At 43.7% G+C, this 20,226-nt stretch carries 15 protein-coding genes and 1 tRNA gene; 12 read left to right on the forward strand and 4 right to left on the reverse strand.

Going from position 1 to position 20,226, the window contains the following annotated elements:
- Positions 1-138 precede the first annotated feature (138 nt).
- The gene (locus ACIH2S_RS01445; RefSeq protein ID WP_154599876.1) at positions 139-1,797 is read left to right on the forward strand and encodes a putative transporter; all 1,659 of its coding nucleotides are present in this window, start codon (positions 139-141) and stop codon (positions 1,795-1,797) included.
- A 219-nt stretch (positions 1,798-2,016) separates the two neighbouring features.
- Here the strand turns inward: ACIH2S_RS01445 and ACIH2S_RS01450 are convergent, their stop codons facing one another.
- Both ACIH2S_RS01450 and ACIH2S_RS01455 read right to left on the reverse strand, forming a co-directional pair.
- On the reverse strand, positions 2,017-3,273 hold the full coding sequence (locus ACIH2S_RS01450) for a valine--pyruvate transaminase (protein WP_108478732.1): 1,257 nt from the start codon (positions 3,271-3,273) through the stop codon (positions 2,017-2,019).
- A gap of 205 nt (positions 3,274-3,478) precedes the next feature.
- Complete coding sequence (locus ACIH2S_RS01455; RefSeq protein WP_154599877.1) at positions 3,479-4,042, reverse strand: DNA-3-methyladenine glycosylase I; 564 nt, start codon at positions 4,040-4,042, stop codon at positions 3,479-3,481.
- 199 nt (positions 4,043-4,241) lie between these two features.
- Here ACIH2S_RS01455 and glyQ point away from each other — a divergent pair, with 199 nt between their 5' ends.
- The 10 genes from glyQ (at position 4,242) to ACIH2S_RS01505 (ending at position 16,725) form a co-directional block, all read left to right on the forward strand.
- Entirely contained in the window at positions 4,242-5,150 is a 909-nt protein-coding gene (gene glyQ / locus ACIH2S_RS01460) for a glycine--tRNA ligase subunit alpha (RefSeq protein WP_006659589.1), read from the forward strand.
- 9 nt (positions 5,151-5,159) lie between these two features.
- The gene (glyS, locus tag ACIH2S_RS01465; RefSeq protein WP_430247968.1) at positions 5,160-7,229 is read left to right on the forward strand and encodes a glycine--tRNA ligase subunit beta; all 2,070 of its coding nucleotides are present in this window, start codon (positions 5,160-5,162) and stop codon (positions 7,227-7,229) included.
- Between the two features lie 231 nt (positions 7,230-7,460).
- A tRNA-Pro gene (locus tag ACIH2S_RS01470) sits at positions 7,461-7,537 on the forward strand.
- A 685-nt stretch (positions 7,538-8,222) separates the two neighbouring features.
- On the forward strand, positions 8,223-9,833 hold the full coding sequence (gene dppA, locus ACIH2S_RS01475; protein WP_108478735.1) for a dipeptide ABC transporter periplasmic-binding protein DppA: 1,611 nt from the start codon (positions 8,223-8,225) through the stop codon (positions 9,831-9,833).
- A 176-nt stretch (positions 9,834-10,009) separates the two neighbouring features.
- Positions 10,010-11,029 (forward strand): dipeptide ABC transporter permease DppB, encoded by a 1,020-nt coding sequence (gene dppB / locus ACIH2S_RS01480; protein ID WP_036948611.1) that lies wholly within the window; start codon positions 10,010-10,012, stop codon positions 11,027-11,029.
- An 11-nt stretch (positions 11,030-11,040) separates the two neighbouring features.
- Positions 11,041-11,943 (forward strand): dipeptide ABC transporter permease DppC, encoded by a 903-nt coding sequence (gene dppC / locus ACIH2S_RS01485; RefSeq protein WP_108478736.1) that lies wholly within the window; start codon positions 11,041-11,043, stop codon positions 11,941-11,943.
- Positions 11,944-11,955: 12 nt separating this feature from the next.
- The gene (dppD, locus tag ACIH2S_RS01490; protein ID WP_036948618.1) at positions 11,956-12,936 is read left to right on the forward strand and encodes a dipeptide ABC transporter ATP-binding protein; all 981 of its coding nucleotides are present in this window, start codon (positions 11,956-11,958) and stop codon (positions 12,934-12,936) included.
- Positions 12,933-13,943, forward strand: a complete 1,011-nt coding sequence (dppF, locus tag ACIH2S_RS01495; RefSeq protein WP_036948621.1) for a dipeptide ABC transporter ATP-binding subunit DppF — start codon at positions 12,933-12,935, stop codon at positions 13,941-13,943. The genes dppD and dppF overlap by 4 nt, the downstream gene beginning before the upstream one ends.
- Positions 13,944-14,139: 196 nt before the next feature.
- The gene (locus tag ACIH2S_RS01500; protein ID WP_036948625.1) at positions 14,140-14,838 is read left to right on the forward strand and encodes a HAMP domain-containing protein; all 699 of its coding nucleotides are present in this window, start codon (positions 14,140-14,142) and stop codon (positions 14,836-14,838) included.
- A 354-nt stretch (positions 14,839-15,192) separates the two neighbouring features.
- Positions 15,193-16,725 carry a M16 family metallopeptidase gene (locus ACIH2S_RS01505; RefSeq protein ID WP_108478737.1) on the forward strand — a complete coding sequence of 511 codons (1,533 nt, stop codon included), beginning with the start codon at positions 15,193-15,195 and terminating at the stop codon, positions 16,723-16,725.
- A gap of 61 nt (positions 16,726-16,786) precedes the next feature.
- Here the strand turns inward: ACIH2S_RS01505 and ACIH2S_RS01510 are convergent, their stop codons facing one another.
- On the reverse strand, positions 16,787-17,779 hold the full coding sequence (locus ACIH2S_RS01510; RefSeq protein ID WP_349488140.1) for a serine hydrolase domain-containing protein: 993 nt from the start codon (positions 17,777-17,779) through the stop codon (positions 16,787-16,789).
- Between the two features lie 244 nt (positions 17,780-18,023).
- On the opposite strand from ACIH2S_RS01510, the gene ACIH2S_RS01515 reads away from it, so the two are divergent.
- A complete protein-coding gene (locus ACIH2S_RS01515; protein ID WP_036948633.1) occupies positions 18,024-19,082 on the forward strand; it encodes an NAD(P)H-dependent flavin oxidoreductase in 1,059 nt (352 codons plus the stop codon).
- A 62-nt stretch (positions 19,083-19,144) separates the two neighbouring features.
- Here the strand turns inward: ACIH2S_RS01515 and yhjD are convergent, their stop codons facing one another.
- Positions 19,145-20,137, reverse strand: coding sequence for an inner membrane protein YhjD (gene yhjD / locus ACIH2S_RS01520; RefSeq protein ID WP_272535437.1), 993 nt, complete (start codon positions 20,135-20,137; stop codon positions 19,145-19,147).
- Positions 20,138-20,226: the final 89 nt, after the last annotated feature.

Here is a 20,226-nt window from a genome sequence, read left to right on the forward strand (position 1 = left end):
GCATAATTGAATTGCTGTGAATTGTGCTCTATCACACAACTTCCTCTGTGTTTATTTGGCACAATCGATTCAGTTGCAAATGTAATAACTCCGTATGTCCCGTATTTTGGTTCATTGTCGTCAAAAGGATAGCGGTCTATGAGTGAATTAGCGCTTACAGTCAGTTTATTAGCATTAGCTGCCGCACTAGGCTTATGGATAGGTAATTGGAAAATCCGCAACGTTGGCTTAGGGATTGGCGGGGTTCTTTTTGGTGGAATTATTGTTGGGCATTTTGCGCGAAGTTATGGCTTGTCTCTCAATAATGACATGCTGCATTTTATTCAAGAATTTGGTTTGATCCTCTTCGTTTATACCATCGGGATACAAGTTGGACCCGGTTTTTTCTCTTCTTTGCGTGTTTCAGGTTTAAAACTCAATGGATTTGCCTTGATGGTGGTTATTTTAGGGGCAGTCGTTACTGCTATTATCTATAAAATCGCAGATATCCCTTTACCTATTATTTTGGGCATTTTCTCGGGCGCAGTCACGAATACACCATCGTTAGGGGCTGGGCAGCAAATTCTATCTGATTTAGGGTCTGATCCGAGTTTGGTCGGGCAAATGGGAATGGGGTATGCGATGGCTTACCCTATGGGAATTTGCGGTATTTTGCTGGTGATGTGGCTCGTTCGTATTATTTTTCGTATCTCGGTAGATAAAGAATCCGCGGAGTTTAATAGTGCGAACGTTCAGCATCGTGACTCACTGCAAACGATGAACATCGCGGTGCGAAATACCAATCTTGATGGCTTGATGATGCAAGATATTCCCATGCTTGGCAGTGAAGACATTGTTTGCTCGCGGCTAAAGCGCGGGGAAATGCTGGTGGTGCCTCAGCCGACGACAGAAATACATCTTGGAGATCTACTGCATGTTGTTGGGCAAAGAGAAGACTTAAATAAAGTCCGCCTAATCCTTGGTGAGGAGGTTGAAGCTTCATTATCAACTTCAAGTTCTGTATTGCACTCTGTCCGAGTGGTCGTGACTAATGACGCTGTACTAAGTAAACGTTTAAAAGAACTGAATCTCAAGCAGAAGTATGATGTGGTGGTAACTCGTTTGAACCGGACTGGGATTGACCTGATGGCAAACAACAATTCTGTACTGCAATTTGGTGATATCCTCAATATTGTTGGGCGTCCTGAATCAATTGAAGCGGTCACAGCAATACTTGGAAACGCGAAACAAAAATTACAGCAAGTCCAGATGCTGCCTGTATTTATTGGAATAGGTTTGGGGGTTGTTTTAGGCTCGTTACCGATATTTGTACCGGGCTTTCCTGCTGCATTGAAGCTAGGTTTAGCGGGCGGACCATTAGTTGTTGCCTTGATCCTTGGACGAATAGGTACCATTGGACGACTGTATTGGTTTATGCCACCAAGTGCCAACTTAGCGTTGAGAGAGCTTGGAATTGTGATGTTCTTGGCAGTTGTCGGGCTGAATTCGGGAGGGAGTTTTATTGAAACTCTTATTCAAGGTGATGGGCTCACATGGATTGGCTATGGGCTATTAATTACCTTTATTCCTCTGTTTATCACCGGCTTAGTTGCACGCATTTTCGGAAAAATGAATTATTTAAGCCTATGTGGTGTATTGGCAGGCTCTATGACAGATCCACCAGCATTAGCTTTTGCAAATAATATCCATCCAACCAGCGGAGCACCGGCACTTTCTTATGCCACGGTATATCCTTTAGCGATGTTTTTACGCATTATTTCGCCGCAGTTATTAGCTATCTTATTTTGGGCATTATGATTGTGAATAAAGGAAGGAATAAGATATGGAGAAAAAGTATCCGTCTATATAAGGGCGTAATTGGTCTTTGTTCTAGCCATAACTGATATTGAAAAAGTGGTTTAATAACCGCGAATAAGATTTGTCGTGTACAAATATATTCGATTTCAATTATGGAGTTCTCGCTAATTTTGGCCCTTTCCTCAATGGAAAGGGCTTTTTTTAACCCTACAGCTAGATTTAGCGTTCAGATTCTTGATAGGCTTTTTCTAATTCTTGAGCAAGGATTTGAATCCCTTGCTCAATCTTTTCCGGCTCAGGAACATAGTTCATACGCATACATTCATGGGCATGTTGCCAATCTTCTTCAAGTCCTGGGAAAAAGTAATGTCCCGGAACCATCAATACACCACGTGCTTTTAAGCGGCGATAAAGTTCTAAACAGCTAATTGGCAGGTCTTTAAACCACAACCACAAGAAAATGGCGCCCTCAGGTTTATGAATAAGGCATTTATCTTCAGGGATATAGCGGCGAATGATCTTAATGACTTCTTCAACGCGCTGTTTATAGAATGGTCCTATAACATTTTGAGATAATTCAAATAAATCGTCACGCTGTAGCATTTCAAGTGCGATGCTTGGACCGATACCACCCGGAGCAAGACTAATAATGCCATTCATATTACTGATGGCACCAATCAACTCTTCATTACCAATAATAATACCGCAGCGAGTTCCCGGTAGACCGAGTTTTGATAAGCTCATACACAGGATGACATTGTCATTCCAAAATGGTGTGGCTTCGCTAAATATAATGCCGGGGAAGGGAACACCATACGCATTATCAATCAATAATGGAATATTATGTTGCTTAGCTAATTGGTCAAGATGCAGCACTTCCTCATCGGTGATCACGTTTCCTGTTGGATTCGTTGGGCGAGATACGCAAATTACACCAATATCTTCAGTAATTTCAAGGGTGTTGAAATCAACGTGATATTTAAACTGACCATCAGGCAAAAATTCAATTTGCGGCTTATTTGCCACAAAAAGATCATCATCAAGTCCAGAGTCTGCATAACCCACATATTCAGGGGCAATTGGGAAAAGCACTTTACGAGAGATACCATCTTCAAAGCGACCAGCAAGTAGGTTAAATAGATAGAAAAACGCACTTTGGCTGCCGTTTGTTAGCGCAATATTTTTCGCGCTGATATCCCAGCCTAGTTTCGCTTTTAGAGTTGCTGCTAGCGCTTTCAACATGGCATCTTTGCCTTGAGGACCATCATAGTTACACAAGGTATCGGTCAATTGCCCATTGGCACACATTTCAGCGAGGAGATCTTGGAAATATTTATCCATCTCAGGAATATGAGCAGGGTTCCCACCACCAAGCATAATAGCACCAGGGGTTCTGAGACCTTCATTCAAGTCTTTCATTAATTCTGAAATGCCTGAATTCTTAGCAAATTTATTACCAAATTTAGAGAAATTCATTGTATTTATTCACATTTGTTTATTAGGTTGTTAATGGAATTTCCAACATACCGCGCCCCCACCTAGAGTTCAATAGCTTAATTACAGTTCTTTTTCATATAAAATGTCAAACATAGGTAATAAATTAGTTTTTTGGGTTATCTTATTGATCAAGCTTAGTTTATTTGTGTTGTTATATATTCAGGTTCCATCGATAAATTTTGATTTATCGATACTGGCAACAATTTACAAGGTGGTCATTGACCATCCCAGTGGCTTGCATAAAGGCGTAGCAAGTAACAGAACCTACAAATTTGAAGCCATGTTTTTTCAGTGCGTTAGACAAGTTTTTAGAAAGTTCTGTTTCCGCAGGAACTTGGGCAGATTCCGTCCATTTATTCACAATAGATTGGTGGTCCACAAAGCCCCAAATGAAAGTAGAAAAATCTATTCCTTCGTTTTTCATCGCTAAATAAGCTTTGGCGTTAGCAATAATCGCGTTGATTTTTAATCTGTTACGAATAATTCTTGAGTCTTGCATAAGCCGCTCTACATCTTTTTCATCCATCAAGGCAATCTTTTCAGGATCAAATTGATGGAATAGGTCTCGGTACCCTTGGCGCTTTTTCAAAATAGTGTACCAAGAGAGCCCTGCTTGCTGGCCTTCGAGGCAGATCATTTCGAATAATTCTTGATTATCCTTGGTGGGTTTTCCCCATTCATTATCGTGATAGGCAATATATTCGGGATCTTGGTTGACCCAATGACAGCGAGTGAGTGAGGTTTCCATTTTCATCCTTTTTCTAATTATGTTCAGCTTGTGAGCAAGAATAGAATCTTTATACTGTATAAAAACACAGTTTTAAAGGGGTGAAATTAATTTTTTTTCTTTTTAGAATGGTTACAGACGTATTCATTGCTGTATATCTGGCGGTCAAAGGGTATACTGGTCACTTTCTTAAATTTCACGTATCGCGTGCGGATCTAACATGCAAAAGTTTGATACCAAAACCTTTCAAGGTCTTATCCTGACATTACAGGATTACTGGGCGCGCCAAGGCTGTACCATTGTTCAACCACTGGACATGGAAGTCGGCGCAGGTACTTCACACCCAATGACGTGTTTGCGCGCTTTAGGTCCAGAGCCTATCGCAGCAGCTTATGTTCAGCCATCTCGCCGACCAACTGATGGTCGCTATGGTGAAAACCCGAACCGTCTACAGCACTATTACCAATTTCAGGTGATCATTAAGCCTTCGCCTGACAATATCCAAGAGTTGTACTTAGGTTCATTAAAAGAACTTGGTATTGACCCAACTGTCCATGATATCCGCTTCGTTGAAGATAACTGGGAAAACCCAACACTGGGTGCTTGGGGGCTGGGTTGGGAAGTTTGGTTAAATGGTATGGAAGTGACTCAGTTTACTTACTTCCAGCAAGTGGGTGGTCTGGAGTGCAAACCTGTCACCGGTGAAATCACTTATGGTCTTGAGCGTCTTGCTATGTATATTCAAGGCGTTGATAGCGTGTACGATCTGGTTTGGTGCGATGGCCCACTGGGTAAAACCACGTATGGCGATATTTATCACCAAAACGAAGTTGAGCAATCCACGTATAACTTTGAACATGCCAATGTTGAATTCTTATTCAAATGCTTTGAAGAGTATGAAAAAGAAGCTCAATATCTGCTTGCTTTAGAAACGCCTCTGCCACTTCCGGCTTATGAGCGTATTTTAAAAGCGGCTCATACTTTTAACTTACTGGATGCCCGTAAGGCAATTTCAGTCACAGAACGCCAGCGCTATATTTTACGCATCCGTACCCTGACGAAAGGGGTGGCAGAAGCTTATTATGCTTCTCGTGAAGCGCTGGGTTTCCCTATGTGTCATAAGAACTAAGAGGCTGTCATGACTCAACAGACTTTCCTAGTGGAAATCGGTACAGAAGAGTTACCGCCGAAGGCTCTTCGTTCTCTTGCAGAATCATTCGCCGCTAACTTTACTGCGGAATTAGATGGTGCAGATATCGCTCATGGAGCAGTGAATTGGTTTGCTGCGCCTCGTCGTTTAGCGCTGAAAGTGGAAAACTTATCCGCGGCTCAGCCAGATCGCGAAGTTGAAAAACGTGGCCCTGCAATTTCCCAAGCATTTGATGCTGAAGGTAAACCAACAAAAGCAGCCGAAGGTTGGGCGCGTGGCTGTGGGATCACTGTTGATCAAGCAGAGCGCTTAACCACAGATAAAGGCGAATGGTTACTGTATCGCGCACAAATGAAAGGGCAGCCAGTCAGCGAATTACTGATTGATATGGTTAGCCGTTCACTAGCGAAATTACCTATCCCTAAATTAATGCGCTGGGCAGATAAAGAGACTCAGTTTGTACGTCCAGTACATACTGTGACATTACTGCTGGGTAGTGATGTTGTTAAGGGCGAAATTCTTGGTATTAAGAGCGATCGTATTATCCGCGGTCACCGTTTTATGGGTGAAGCTGAATTCACAATTGATAACGCGGAACAATACCCAGAAATTTTACGCACTCGCGGTAAAGTAATCGCAGATTACGCTGAGCGTAAAGCGACAATTATTGCTGATGCAGAAAAAGCCGCTCAAGCGTTGGGCGGTAAAGCAGATTTAACCGACAGCTTAGTTGAAGAAGTGGCTTCTTTGGTTGAATGGCCAGTAGTATTAACAGCAAAATTCGAAGAGAAATTCTTAGAAGTTCCTGCTGAAGCACTGGTATACACCATGAAAGGCGACCAAAAATATTTCCCTGTTTATGATAATGAAGGCAAGTTAATGCCGAACTTTATCTTCGTGGCGAATATTGAATCTTCAGATCCGCAGCAAATTATCTCCGGTAACGAAAAAGTTGTTCGTCCGCGTTTAGCGGATGCGGAATTCTTCTTCAAAACTGACCGTAAGCAGCGCTTAGAAGATAACTTACCACGTTTAGAAACCGTTCTGTTCCAGCAACAGCTAGGTACTCTGCGTGATAAAACTGACCGCTTAGAAGCATTATCGGGTTGGATTGCGAGCAAAATTGGCGCGGATGTAAATCACGCAACTCGTGCAGGCTTACTGGCTAAATGTGACTTGATGACTAACATGGTCTTTGAGTTCACAGATACCCAAGGTGTTATGGGGATGCACTATGCTCGCCATGATGGTGAGTCAGAAGATGTTGCTCTTGCGCTGAAAGAACAGTATCAACCGCGTTTCGCGGGTGATGAACTGCCATCTACCGATGTTTCTGCGGCATTAGCATTAGCAGAAAAAATGGATACTCTCGCAGGTATCTTCGGTATTGGTCAGCATCCTAAAGGGGATAAAGACCCATTCGCTCTGCGCCGTGCTGCATTAGGTGTGTTACGTATTATCGTTGAAAAAGGCTATCAGCTTGACCTTGTGGAAATGACCCAAGAAGCTGTGCGTCTGTATGGCGATAAACTGACTAACAAAAATGTCGTGGAAGATGTGGTTGAGTTCATGCTAGGCCGTTTCCGTTCTTGGTACCAAGAACTGGGCTACAGCATCGACACTATCCAAGCGGTATTAGCTCGTCGCCCAACTCAGCCAGCTGACTTCGACGCGCGTGTTAAAGCAGTGACTCACTTCCGTTCTTTAGAAGAAGCACAAGCGCTGGCAGCTGCCAACAAACGTGTTTCTAACATTCTGAGTAAGTCAGAAGAGAAACTCGCTGATAGCGTGTTAGCGTCTGTACTGAAAACGCCAGAAGAAGTGAAGTTAGCCACTCATCTTGTGGTACTGCAAGACAAGTTAGCGCCAATGTTTGCTGAACGTAACTACCAAGAAGCACTCGTAGAGTTAGCCTCATTACGCGAAGTAGTTGATGAATTTTTTGCGAACGTCATGGTGATGGATGAAGATCCTGCTGTGCGGAATAACCGTTTAACACTGTTAAGTCAGCTTCGTGAGTTATTCTTAAAAGTTGCAGATATTTCATTACTTCAATAGGTTGATTTTTAGTCAGTTATTTTTGATTTAGAAAATGATTGAATAAATATGACCTTCCCAGTGATTGGGATAAATAAGCGCTAAAATATTTTTAGCGCTTATTTTTTACCCAAAAATAGACGTAAAAATAAGAAACCATACCATTTTGATGGTTTTATCAGCATACGAACGGTTTTAGCGAAAAATAGGGTTGACGATCCCCATTCTTGGCAGTATTATTCACACCGTTTTCGGCGAGTAGCGCAGCTTGGTAGCGCAACTGGTTTGGGACCAGTGGGTCGGAGGTTCGAATCCTCTCTCGCCGACCAAATTCTAAAACCCACCTCATTGAGGTGGGTTTTTTCGTTTCTATCCCTCTCATTTTTCCAACTCCTTTTAGTTACCTCTATTACGCTCATTTAATGCACATTACGTATTAATAAGCTTTTCATTGCTTTTAAGCTCAGCGCTCAGAACAAAACAAACTTATCTAGCAAAACAAGTCTGTTAATCAAAACTAGCTTTCATAATCTGATTGGTATTTTCCCCCGCGATTCCTTGAAAACGGTAAGAGGATATATAAACCCGCCAATAATTCTTTTTAGTATAAAAAACATGCAAAACAATCAGCTAACAAATAGTTTCATGTGAATTCTATTTAGCGTTTTATGTTGCAGTTTTTTGTATTGCCCACTATTTCCGCTCAGTAATTCAGCACTTAATCACAAATATACAAATAATTAACGTCCTTATAAAAATCTATCCAGTAATGTTTCTGTGGTTATAACCGCTAGGAAATAAACATTTTTGTAACATATAAGGCTATATTTGCACCGAAATAATCCAATAAATGTTATTTAAGCGAAATTGTTACAGTGAATAATGCTATTGACGAAATGTATTCCAGTTGATTAATTGCACAGTGAATAACAAAAAATACAGATACGGCATCTGTCTTATTCAAGATGGATTTCAGTATTCGATAAAACAACATACACCACAGGAGCATTACCAATGACGCTCTCGATGAAAAAGACAGGTTTATTGACGGTAGGCTTAACATTAGCTGCTTTAGCAGTATCTGCCTCAGTACAGGCTAAAACACTGGTTTATTGTTCTGAAGGTTCACCTGAAGGGTTTAACCCGCAGTTATTCACCTCTGGAACAACTTATGATGCGAGTTCAATCCCTCTGTATAACCGTTTGGTTGAATTTAAGCTGGGTACGACTGAAATTGAGCCGGGCTTAGCAGAAAGCTGGGAAGTCAGTGACGATGGTAAAGTGTACACATTCCACCTGCGTAAAGGCGTGAAGTGGCACTCCAATAAAGAGTTCAAACCAAGCCGCGACTTAAATGCGGATGACGTGATCTATACGTTCATGCGCCAAAAAGATCCAAACCACCCATATCACAAAGTTTCTGGCGGTAGCTATGAATACTTTATGGGAATGGACATGGACAAAATCATCGACAAAGTTGAAAAAGTCGATGACAACACAGTTCGTATCACATTAACACGCCCAGAAGCGCCATTCTTAGCGGATATGGCAATGGACTTCGCATCAATTTTATCAGCGGAATATGCTGACCAAATGATGAAAGCGAAAACTCCAGAGAAAGTTGACCTGAACCCAATTGGAACAGGACCTTTTGAACTGCAACAGTATCAGAAAGACTCTCGTATTCTGTACAAAGCGAACAAAGATTACTGGGGCGCAGTACCGAAAATTGACCGTTTAGTTTTCTCTATTACCCCTGACGCGTCAGTACGTTATGCAAAACTGCAGAAAAATGAGTGCCAAGTAATGCCGTATCCAAACCCGGCTGACTTAGAGCGCATGAGAGCAGATAAAGAAATTACGTTAATGGAGCAGCCTGGTCTGAACGTAGGCTACCTGTCTTACAACGTTGAAAAGAAACCACTGGATAACCAAAAGGTTCGCCAAGCGCTGTCGATGGCTGTGAACAAAGACGCGATTATCCAAGCGGTTTATCAAGGTGCGGGTCAAAAAGCGAAAAACTTAATTCCACCAACTATGTGGGGTTACAACGACGCGATTAAAGATACCGAATATAATCCAGAAAAAGCCAAGAAATTGCTGGCGGAAGCGGGCTTCCCAGAAGGTTTTGAAATTGACCTGTGGGCAATGCCAGTTCAACGTCCATATAACCCGAATGCACGCCGAATGGCGGAAATGATCCAAGCTGACTGGGCGAAGATCGGGGTTAAATCGAAAGTGGTTAGCTACGAATGGGGTGAATACCTGAAACGTGCTAAGAGCGGCGAGCCTCAAACCGTAATGATGGGTTGGACTGGTGACAATGGTGACCCTGATAACTTCTTCGCGACCTTATTCAGCTGTGCTGCGAAAAAACAGGGTTCTAACTACTCTAAATGGTGTAATCAAAGCTTTGAAGACGTGATCCAGCCTGCACGTATGACATCTGATCACAACAAACGTGTAGAACTGTACAAACAAGCTCAAGTGATCATGAACGAACAAGCGCCAGCGCTGATCATCGCTCACTCCACCGTATTTGAGCCTGTGCGTAAAGAAGTAAAAGGCTACGTGGTTGATCCATTAGGTAAACACCACTTCGAAAACGTAGACATTGATAAGTAATTGTTTTTAATCTGTAAATGCCCTTCGCTGCCTCTTTGCAGCGGAGGGCGTTTTCTCCTCTGACGTTCAGAAGATGCAGATAAATTTAGTTATTTGTGAGCAGATGAAAACGTTGTTTTTCTGACCAGCCAAGCGGACTAAGAGCCGTCGACGGCATTATTAAAGAGACTCAGGATATGCTGCAATTTATCCTCCGACGATTCGGGCTCGTGATCCCCACCTTTATCGGTATCACGCTACTTACTTTTGCTTTCGTTCACATGATCCCAGGCGACCCAGTCATGATTATGGCGGGTGAACGCGGATTATCTCCAGAAAGACACGCATACTTAATGGCTGAATTAGGACTTGACCAGCCACTTTGGAAACAATACCTCCATTACCTGAACGGCATAATGCATGGTGATTTAGGGATCTCCTTAAAAAGCCGCATTGGCGTTTGGGAAGAATTTTTACCTCGCTTTTTAGCCACCGTAGAACTAGCCACTTGCGCCATGATTTTTGCGGTTTCTGTTGGGATCCCTGTCGGGGTTTTAGCGGCAGTTAAACGTGGTTCGATTTTCGATCACACTGCGATCGGGGTTTCATTAACAGGCTACTCTATGCCGATCTTCTGGTGGGGGATCATGTTGATCATGCTGGTCTCTGTTCAGTGGGATCTCACTCCTGTTGCGGGAAGGGTAAGCGACACAGTTTTCCTTGATGACTCGAATCCGCTCACGGGCTTTATGCTGATTGATACCCTAATTTGGGGGGAAGCGGGAGACTTCAAAGATGCAGTGGAGCACTTAATTTTGCCATCCATTGTACTCGGAACCATTCCACTGGCTGTGATTGTGCGTATGACTCGCTCGGCGATGCTGGAAGTATTAGGGGAAGACTATATTCGTACGGCGAGAGCCAAAGGTGTTAGCCGTGCTCGCGTGATTTTAATTCACGCCCTGCGTAACGCATTACTGCCGGTTGTCACGGTCATTGGTTTGCAGGTCGGTGTGATGCTCGCCGGTGCAATTTTGACGGAAACTATTTTTTCATGGCCGGGATTAGGTCGTTGGTTAATTGAAGGATTACAACGTCGAGATTACCCAGTGGTTCAAGGTGGCGTCTTACTTGTCGCAACGTTGATTATCTTCGTTAACTTAGTGGTTGATGTGCTGTATGGCATTGTTAACCCACGTATTCGTCATAAGAAATAAGGAGCGCAAACATGTCTCAAACAACTGAGTCGAAAGCTGTCAGCGCCCCGAAGCCGATGACACCCTTACAAGAATTCTGGCATTACTTTAAGCGCAACAAAGGCGCTGTTGTTGGTATGTTCTACATCATCTTGATGGTATTAATTGCTATCCTTGCGGGTGTATTAGCGCCTCATGCTCCTGATGAGCAATTCCGTCAGGCGTTACTGACGCCGCCAGTCTGGGAAGAAGGTGGCTCATGGGAGTTTATTCTTGGTACGGATGATGTCGGGCGCGATTTATTATCTCGCCTAATGTACGGAGCAAGGCTTTCGTTATTAGTGGGCTGTCTCGTGGTGGTGTTATCCCTAATTATGGGGGTCACTATTGGGGTGATTGCGGGCTATTTTGGCGGCGTAGTGGATGCGCTGATTATGCGTATCGTCGACATTATGTTGGCTCTGCCAAGTTTATTACTCGCATTGGTCTTGGTGGCAATTTTCGGACCTTCGATTGTCAATGCCTCGATAGCGTTAACCTTTGTGGCATTACCGCACTATATTCGTTTGACGCGAGCCGCGGTTCTCGTGGAAGTGAATCGTGACTATGTGACTGCCTCGAGAGTGGCGGGAGCAGGGGCGTTGCGTCAAATGTTCGTCAATATTTTACCTAACTGTCTGGCACCATTGATTGTACAGGCATCTTTAGGCTTCTCGAACGCCATCTTAGATATGGCTGCACTGGGTTTTCTGGGAATGGGGGCACAGCCACCAACACCAGAATGGGGAACTATGTTGTCTGATGTGTTGCAGTTTGCACAAAGCGCATGGTGGGTCGTAACGTTCCCAGGATTAGCAATTTTATTAACGGTATTAGCGTTTAACCTGATGGGTGATGGTTTACGTGACGCCTTTGATCCAAAACTCAAGCAGTGATGAGGTAATCTAATGGCATTGTTAAATGTAGAAGAACTCTCCGTTCACTTTGGTGACGAAGGGACACCGTTTCGCGCCGTTGACCGCATCAGCTACCAAGTTGAGAAAGGGCAAGTGGTGGGGATCGTAGGCGAATCAGGTTCCGGTAAATCAGTTAGTTCACTGGCGATTATGGGGTTAATTGATTACCCCGGCAAAGTGATGGCGAAATCGTTGCAGTTTGATGGACGCGATTTATTGTCGATTCCTGAAAAAGAGCGTCGCCAAATTGTCGGCGCAGATGTGGCAATGATTTTCCAAGATCCGATGACCAGTTTGAACCCATGCTTTACGGTCGGTTATCAGATCATGGAAGCGTTAAAAGTACACCAAGGGGGCAATAGAAGCACCCGTAAACAGCGGGCCATTGACCTGCTAAACATGGTGGGAATTCCTGATCCGCAGTCACGCCTTGATGTATATCCTCACCAGTTATCTGGCGGGATGAGTCAGCGAATTATGATTGCGATGGCGATTGCTTGTCGTCCAAAGTTGTTGATCGCCGATGAACCCACTACGGCGCTTGATGTGACCATTCAAGCACAAATCATTGAATTATTGTTGGAATTACAACAACAAGAAAATATGGCGCTAGTACTGATTACCCATGACTTAGCGTTAGTGTCAGAAGCCGCACACCATATTATCGTGATGTATGCAGGGCAAGTGGTCGAGTCTGCGAAAGCGAAGGATATTTTTAAACATCCGAGACACCCCTATACCCAAGCATTGCTGCGCGCATTGCCTGAGTTTGCTAGCAACAAATCGCGTTTAGCTTCTTTGCCGGGTGTTGTACCCGGTAAATATGACCGCCCTGAAGGATGCTTACTCAACCCGCGTTGCCCGTATGCAACGGATCGTTGTCGCCAAGAGGAGCCTGCGTTACAAACCATTGGTGACCGTCAGGTGAAATGTCACATGCCACTGGATGATATGGGGAGACCAACGCTATGAGTGAGCAACAAGCTAAAGGAATGCCGTTATTAAAAGCGGTGGACTTGAAAAAATACTATTCCGTGAAAGGCGGGGTCTTCTCGAAGGAGAAAACACTCAAAGCGCTTGATGGTGTCTCTTTTGAGTTAGAAAAAGGGAAAACATTGGCGGTGGTTGGGGAGTCAGGTTGTGGAAAATCCACACTTGGGCGCTTATTAACAATGATTGAGCAACCATCGGACGGTGAGCTGTATTATCGTGACCAAAACTTACTGATTGCTGATAAAGCAGCAGAGAAACTACGTCGCCAAAAAATCCAAATTGTCTTCCAAAACCCATATGGTTCGCTGAACCCGCGTAAAAAAGTCGGGCAAATTTTGGAAGAGCCTTTATTGATTAACACTTCGCTATCGAAAGAGCAGCGTAAAGAAAAAGTGTTATCCATGATGGCAAAAGTGGGTTTGAAAACAGAGCATTATAGCCGTTATCCGCACATGTTTTCTGGTGGGCAACGTCAACGTATCGCTATCGCTCGTGGGTTGATGTTAGACCCTGATGTGGTTGTGGCGGATGAGCCAGTATCGGCGTTGGATGTGTCCGTACGTGCTCAGGTATTGAACCTGATGATGGATTTACAGCAAGAATTGGGGCTTTCCTATGTGTTCATCTCCCACGATTTATCGGTGGTAGAGCATATCGCGGATGAAGTGATGGTGATGTATTTGGGGCGTTGTGTGGAAAAGGGGACTAAAGAGCAGATTTTTAACAATCCTCAGCATCCATACACTCAAGCGCTACTTTCTGCGACGCCACGTTTGAACCCTGACCAACGCCGTGAGCGCATCAAATTAACGGGAGAATTACCGAGCCCAATGAATCCGCCTCCGGGGTGTGCGTTTGCAGCACGTTGTCGACGCGCTTTTGGTCCTTGCACGCAATCTCAGCCTGCATTGAAAAATTACCGTGAGCAGTTAGTCGCTTGTTTTGCCGTTGATGAAGACGAAAAGCAGGTAATAGTCGCAAATTAATTACTTTAAACGGCAGAAAAGCAAACTTTCTGCCGTTTCTTTATGCTGTATCTACTCACTTTAGCGGTTAATTTGGAGCTTATCTTAAATAAGTGATCTTTCTTTTTTAAAGCTGCACCTTTATACAGAAAATCAAGTATACTGTTTGTCCGATTTTTTTCTTTAAAAAGCAGCTTGATTAGGAAGGTTGTGGGAAATGAACACTCGTGTCCAACGTTCACTCACGTTTAAGAGCATGGTCGTATTCTTTGTGATTACGTTGCTTTTTCTTGCACTTTTTTTGTCCATTCAATTTACTTACCTCTTAGAACAGCGCAAACAAGATTATTTAAATCAACTGAGCAATGCCGTAGTTCAAGTCCAAAAACCATTGACGGACTCACTACTTAGCTCTGATTTAAACGAAGCCAAAAGGCTACTTGTGAGCCTGAAAACCTCGGGGATTATGGGAAAAGCCATTGTTACGGTGGATAATGCGACGGTAATGAATTTAAGCTTTGCCACGCCGAAACCGATCCCAGAATGGTCTTTACCGCTTATTGGTATTCCGGTTGAGATGACTGTTCCATTGTATGCCTATGGTACGGTAGCGCCACAAGCGAAACCTCAAGGTTATTTGACGTTACAAGTGGATTCTAACCGGGTTTACCGTTTTGCACTCAACACCTTTGCGTTGCTAACGACAACGTATTTGCTGCTAGCGCTGATTATCTCCATTGCGATGACGTGGTGTGTGAGCCGCATGATTGTACGCCCACTGCGTAAAATGGCGGGGGAGTTGCAAGCAAATCAGTACGTCGACCATTTGGAAGTTTCTCAATATCATCAAGATGATGAGATAGGGTTATTGGCGAAAGGTTATAATCGTCAAATAAAACAACAAAATTCAGATTAAGCCATGAACATGTTATAAGGTTTGTGGTCTAATATCATTACACATACCTATCATATTGTTAGCAGCAAGATTTGGGCGACTTACTCACTATCTGTCGTATCCAAAATGCGAAATATCAGCAAATAAATGGTGATGTTTAACATGCATTTTAGTGATCAACTTAGCGACTTAGCGTATTGAGCGCCGCCCAATTATCTCAATAACATGCAGCGATGTTTTTTTCGGGTATAGTGATAATCAAATTTTTGATGAAGCCAAACTATATCGCTTAACCGAGTCAATTAGCGTTTTTCGTTAATTTTTCTGTTGCTGTTTACGGTTAAATACAAGGATATAAAGAACATAGGGGTCTACATGCAGGGTTTGAAAGTGCGATATATCATCGGCGTGGTACTTTTATCAGTCACTGGTTTTGCTAGTGCTGAACCTTTACAACCCGATCCAGCATGGCAGCAAGGAAAGCTCGAGAATGGCTTTAATTGGCAGTTATTACAAACACCACAGCGTCCAAATGATCGAATCCAACTTCGGTTAGCCATTAAAACAGGTTCGTTATCTGAAAAAGCCAGTGAAAAAGGGTACAGTTATCTGATCCCTCGAATGGCGCTATTCCATCAATCTGAAGCTTTTCCTGCTGCTACATTGCAAAATTTTTGGCGTCAGGCAACCGACCCTGATATGCCGTTACCTCCAGCCGTCGTTTCTTACGACTACACAATTTATAGTTTAAGTCTGCCTAACAACCGCCCTGATTTGGTGAAACAAGCATTAAGTTGGTTGGCAACGTCTGTGGCTGGGGCGCAATATACTGAGAATTCATTACAGAGTGGGTTAACTGTTCCCAATATTCCAGTGGCTACCTTACCAGTCAATGCCAACGACCCTGTTTGGCGTGCTCGTCTCAATGGGTCGGCGATGCTAGGTTATGATCCAGGGCAGAAGCCAAACGGTAAAGTCGATTTAGCCAGTGTGAATTCGTTCTATCAAAAATGGTACACACCTGATGTCATGACATTATATGTCGCGGGGCATGTGGATTCTCGCATGTTATCTGACAGTATCACTCAAGCGTTTTCATCGTTAGAAGGTAAGCGTTCTGAGCCTGTTTCAGTTGCTGTTTTATCGTCAGTGAAGCCTCAGGCAATTGATATCCTTCAAGACAAATCAACGCAAGATACCCTTTCGCTAATTTGGGATATCGATTGGTTGCCAATCAAAGATTCCAACGTGTTGCTGCGTTATTGGGGAAGTGACCTCGCTCGAGAAGCCATTTACCGCTCATTACAGAAGTCCTTTAAACAAAAGTTTGCGGAAGAGGGTGTGACGCCGGGCTTAGATTGTCGTGTTCAGTATCAAAAAGCGAGCTGTACGTTAGCGATTTCTGCACCACCAGAAAAAATGGCAGCAGTGGCAGACGTGGCGTTGAATGAGCTGGCGGCAATCAAACAAAATGGTATTGACCCAGAGCTGTTCAATGACATGATGAAAGAGAAGCAAGTTCAATTATCACAACTGTTTGCGGCATATGCGCGTACCAGTACCGATGTGTTAATTAGCCAGCGTTTGATTTCACAACAAAATGGCGTCGTGGATATCGCACCTGAGCAGTATCAATTACTCAGACAAGCGTTCTTAGGAACTCAAAATCTTGAACAAGTAAATATGGAAGCGCGTCGTTTACTGTCTCAAGAAGCGGCGATTGTCTTAGCACAGCCGAAAGAAAAACAGACCATGGATGCAGAGCAAATTCGCCAGAAATTCACGCAAGTGTTATGGCCTAAATTACCTGCGGTTGTGGAGCCGGCGCCAGAATCTCCAGCAGTCGCAGAGCCTCAAGAGGGCGGGCCTGCACCAGCGTTACCGATTCCAGCACCATTGACCCGTTAGTGATCAACTGAATAAAAATAGCCCTCACTGATGAGGGTTATTTTTTTGTGTTGATGGCGCTTTATTTAGACGTCAACAATGCTTCAATCGCGTTAATCAGTTCGTTCCGTGAATCTCGATTATCCACAAACCCCGCAGCGCTGGTTTGAGTTGCCGGTGAGTAGTACGCAACGGAACCCCAAAAGCCTAAATGGGAATAGAGTGTCATGCCGTTGACCTCGCTGACCATGATCCCTTGCCGATAGCCTTGCGCCCCTTCATGGGAGCCTGCACTTAACATGGTGTCTAGGGTTTCCGATTTGGTAAAAATCTTACCGCTAAATAGCGCTTCAAAGAACTGCGCCATTTGTTTCGAGGACATCACTAAGCCACCACCGCCATACACATCCATTGAAGGATCCATGTCGGAGCAATCGAGTTTTCCGAGGTACTGTTTTGCACGAGGTTCCGTTGTAGCAGGGAGTTCAAATGTTTCCCAGTAGGCGGTCTGCAAGCCAATTTCATTAAACTTCAAGAGTTCTCGGACGGCTTCTCCCAGTGCTTGTCCCGTCATTCGTTCAATAATATTCCCAAGCAGAATATAGCCCGTATCAGAATAGATAAAAGCTTCGGAGGGGCGGAAAAAGGGGTGATCTTGCTGAATATATAGCTCAATTTGCTCTGAACGTGTCCATTGATAATCAGGACGTTTTAAAACGTCTTTGAGGTATTCCTCGTTGGCATGATCCAATAGCCCACTACTGTGGTTGAGTAGGTGACGGATCGTAATCGCATCGGTGTCGTATTTTGGTGAGAGTAATTGATTGTATTTTGGTGAAATATAATGAGAAATACTGTCATCTACAAACAGCTTGCCCATCTCAGCCAAGCGTAAAATCGCCGCTGCAGTAAAGGGTTTAGTGTTACTCGCAATGCGCAAAGGCGTATCGACAGTTAATCGTTTCCCCGCAAGATCGCTACCTCGCGCACAGAATGTGCCAACGCAGTTTTGTGGCTGATTATGGTAATAAACGACGACACCACAAGATAGATTTTCCAATTGAGAGATTTGCATTGTCGGATTCCTTAGGCGTGAGTTCACTGTATCTTAGGCAGTTTGTTGCTATAACATACACGCTTAAAATGCGTTTAGTTTGCTAATTTTATGATAGTAATGAGAAATGCGGCTGTTATCACATTCCGAAAAACAGTTAGGTTCATTGAGTAAATATTGGGATAGAATGATAAAGATACATATTATATGCAATTTATTAACATGCTATTCATCTATCGCGTAAGCATAAAAAGGTAAGGAAAGTATGAGCCACTCCAATGTATTACTGCATCGCCTAAACCTACGTTATCCTATTATTCAAGCACCTATGGCGGTGGTTTCAACACCTGCGTTGGTGGCCGCTGTTTGTGAGGCGGGCGGATTGGGCTCCTTAGCACTGGGTGCCAGCTCGGTAGATCAAGCTAGGTCAATGATTGCAGCCACTCAAGCACTAACAAACAAACCATTTAATGTGAATGTGTTTTGCCATACGACACCACAACGCAATAGCCAGAACGAACAGGCTTGGTTGGCACATTTACAGCCTAAATTTCAGCAGTTTAACCATCAAGCCCCAGAGCAATTGGATGAAATTTATCTCTCATTTTTAGATAACCCAGCCATGTTGGAACTATTTTTAGAAATGAAGCCCGCAGTCGTGAGTTTCCACTTCAATGTGCCGTCTCGTGAAGTTATCAATGCTTTGAAAGAAAAAGGTATTTTTACGATGGCGACGGCAACAAACTTACATGAAGCCCAATTAATTGAACAAGCGGGCATTGATGCAATTGTGGCGCAAGGAATAGAAGCTGGTGGTCATCGTGGCATGTTTGATGTGCAATTAAAAGATGAAGAACTGACAACAAATCAGCTGGTTGCGCTACTTGCTAAACACACGCAATTACCGATTATTGCGACAGGGGGGATCATGGATGGTGCGGATATCAAGCAAGCCCTTGCTCATGGTGCTTCTGCCGCACAATTAGGAACCGCCTTTCTGTTATGCCCAGAATCTGCGGCAAATGAAGGATATCGTCGTAAACTGAAAAGCCAAACAACGGATAATACTTATTTAACAGCCGCTATTTCAGGGCGGCCTGCCCGAGGTATTTTCAACCAGTTTATGCAAGCGGGGCAGCAGTATGATGAAAGTAAATTGCCGGATTATCCCATCGCTTATGATGTGGGTAAGCAGCTGAATGCCGCGGCAACTCATTCCGGCAGTGATGAATTTGCCGCCCATTGGGCGGGACAAAATGTGGCAAAAGTCCGTGAAATGAGCACAAAAGATTTAATGGCGACGCTCATTAAAGAGATGGAATAAGCAAATAAATGGAATAAATGCGTGAGGGGAATGATGAATCCGTCATTCCCCTATGATTAGTATTAGGAAGTGAGAACGTCTTGTGCACCCCCCTTCGGCTCATCCGTGGCAATCCACGCAGCGCAAAAGAGTGTGAGTCGGGCAAAGAAATAGAAAAATGCCATTAACCCCAATACTGAACCAAAAGCTGCCCCCGATGGTGAAGAGGCTAAGGTTGGTAAAATCCATGTCATGATAGATTTGATGATTTCAAATCCAATCGCGGCGAGCAAGGTGCCTTTCAGCAGTGAGCGGCGACGGTGCTGCATGCGTGGTAAAATCCAGAAAATCCACAAAAATAATAAGAAGTTGGCGGTAATGGAAATTGCTAAGCCAATCAGTGTCCAAACGGGCTTAAGCCACTCGATGCTGTCTAGGCCAAGTGTACTGACAATGGTCGCTTGCGCAGAGCCTGCTACGGAGGTCAGTGTAATGGTGACAATTAACGCGATTAGCAAGCCTATTAGCGCGAAAAAGTCCCGAACATAGCGGAAAATGATATTTTCTTGTTCTGATTCGTTTCGTTCCCAAATGGTGCGAGATTGCGCTAAAATCGCTAAGCGCAAGTTATTTACCCAGTTAACGCCAGAATAGACCGCTAGTGCTAAACCAGTTAACCCCACGGTGGTACGCTGGCGGATAGCCGTATCAATGGTTTGTTCAAGGGTATTTGCGAGTGTGGGATCAGTAATGTTGGCAGAAATGCCACGAATGAGCTTCTCAAGTAATTCAGGATTGCTGGCTAACACAAAACCCGCCGCAGCGAAGCTAAACATCAGTACAGGGATCAGGGATAAAAACGAGAAATAGGTAATTGCGGCACCAAACTGGTTACCCATTCTATCGGTAAAACGTTGGGCAGTGCGGATTAAATGCGCAATAAATGGAATTGCACAAACAAAATCGACCACTCTCATTGAGAACGTTAGGGCTTTTTTACTGCCATCTAGGCTTTTGTTTAGAGTGGATTTTAATTTGTTGGTCTCTTTTTGTTGCTCATCTTGCATGTTTGACATGCGTTCCCCTTTTCACTGCTTAATCAAAATATTCTTATAATTCACCATTCTATATTCTTTTATACTATAGCCTAAGTTTGTTGATAATT

Origin of the sequence: Providencia lanzhouensis, assembly GCF_050469745.1 — a bacterium.
GTDB lineage: Bacteria > Pseudomonadota > Gammaproteobacteria > Enterobacterales > Enterobacteriaceae > Providencia > Providencia lanzhouensis.

What these genes read in the sequence shown, in the direction of transcription:
- yhjD (WP_272535437.1), bottom strand. Translation starts at nt 20,137, where the DNA reads ATGTCAAACATGCAAGATGAGCAACAAAAAGAGACCAACAAATTAAAA.
- dppD (WP_036948618.1), top strand. Translation starts at nt 11,956, where the DNA reads ATGGCATTGTTAAATGTAGAAGAACTCTCCGTTCACTTTGGTGACGAA.
- ACIH2S_RS01510 (WP_349488140.1), bottom strand. Translation starts at nt 17,779, where the DNA reads ATGCAAATCTCTCAATTGGAAAATCTATCTTGTGGTGTCGTCGTTTAT.
- dppF (WP_036948621.1), top strand. Translation starts at nt 12,933, where the DNA reads ATGAGTGAGCAACAAGCTAAAGGAATGCCGTTATTAAAAGCGGTGGAC.
- ACIH2S_RS01450 (WP_108478732.1), bottom strand. Translation starts at nt 3,273, where the DNA reads ATGAATTTCTCTAAATTTGGTAATAAATTTGCTAAGAATTCAGGCATT.
- ACIH2S_RS01455 (WP_154599877.1), bottom strand. Translation starts at nt 4,042, where the DNA reads ATGGAAACCTCACTCACTCGCTGTCATTGGGTCAACCAAGATCCCGAA.
- dppA (WP_108478735.1), top strand. Translation starts at nt 8,223, where the DNA reads ATGACGCTCTCGATGAAAAAGACAGGTTTATTGACGGTAGGCTTAACA.
- ACIH2S_RS01505 (WP_108478737.1), top strand. Translation starts at nt 15,193, where the DNA reads ATGCAGGGTTTGAAAGTGCGATATATCATCGGCGTGGTACTTTTATCA.
- glyS (WP_430247968.1), top strand. Translation starts at nt 5,160, where the DNA reads ATGACTCAACAGACTTTCCTAGTGGAAATCGGTACAGAAGAGTTACCG.
- ACIH2S_RS01500 (WP_036948625.1), top strand. Translation starts at nt 14,140, where the DNA reads ATGAACACTCGTGTCCAACGTTCACTCACGTTTAAGAGCATGGTCGTA.
- ACIH2S_RS01515 (WP_036948633.1), top strand. Translation starts at nt 18,024, where the DNA reads ATGAGCCACTCCAATGTATTACTGCATCGCCTAAACCTACGTTATCCT.
- dppC (WP_108478736.1), top strand. Translation starts at nt 11,041, where the DNA reads ATGTCTCAAACAACTGAGTCGAAAGCTGTCAGCGCCCCGAAGCCGATG.
- dppB (WP_036948611.1), top strand. Translation starts at nt 10,010, where the DNA reads ATGCTGCAATTTATCCTCCGACGATTCGGGCTCGTGATCCCCACCTTT.
- ACIH2S_RS01445 (WP_154599876.1), top strand. Translation starts at nt 139, where the DNA reads ATGAGTGAATTAGCGCTTACAGTCAGTTTATTAGCATTAGCTGCCGCA.
- glyQ (WP_006659589.1), top strand. Translation starts at nt 4,242, where the DNA reads ATGCAAAAGTTTGATACCAAAACCTTTCAAGGTCTTATCCTGACATTA.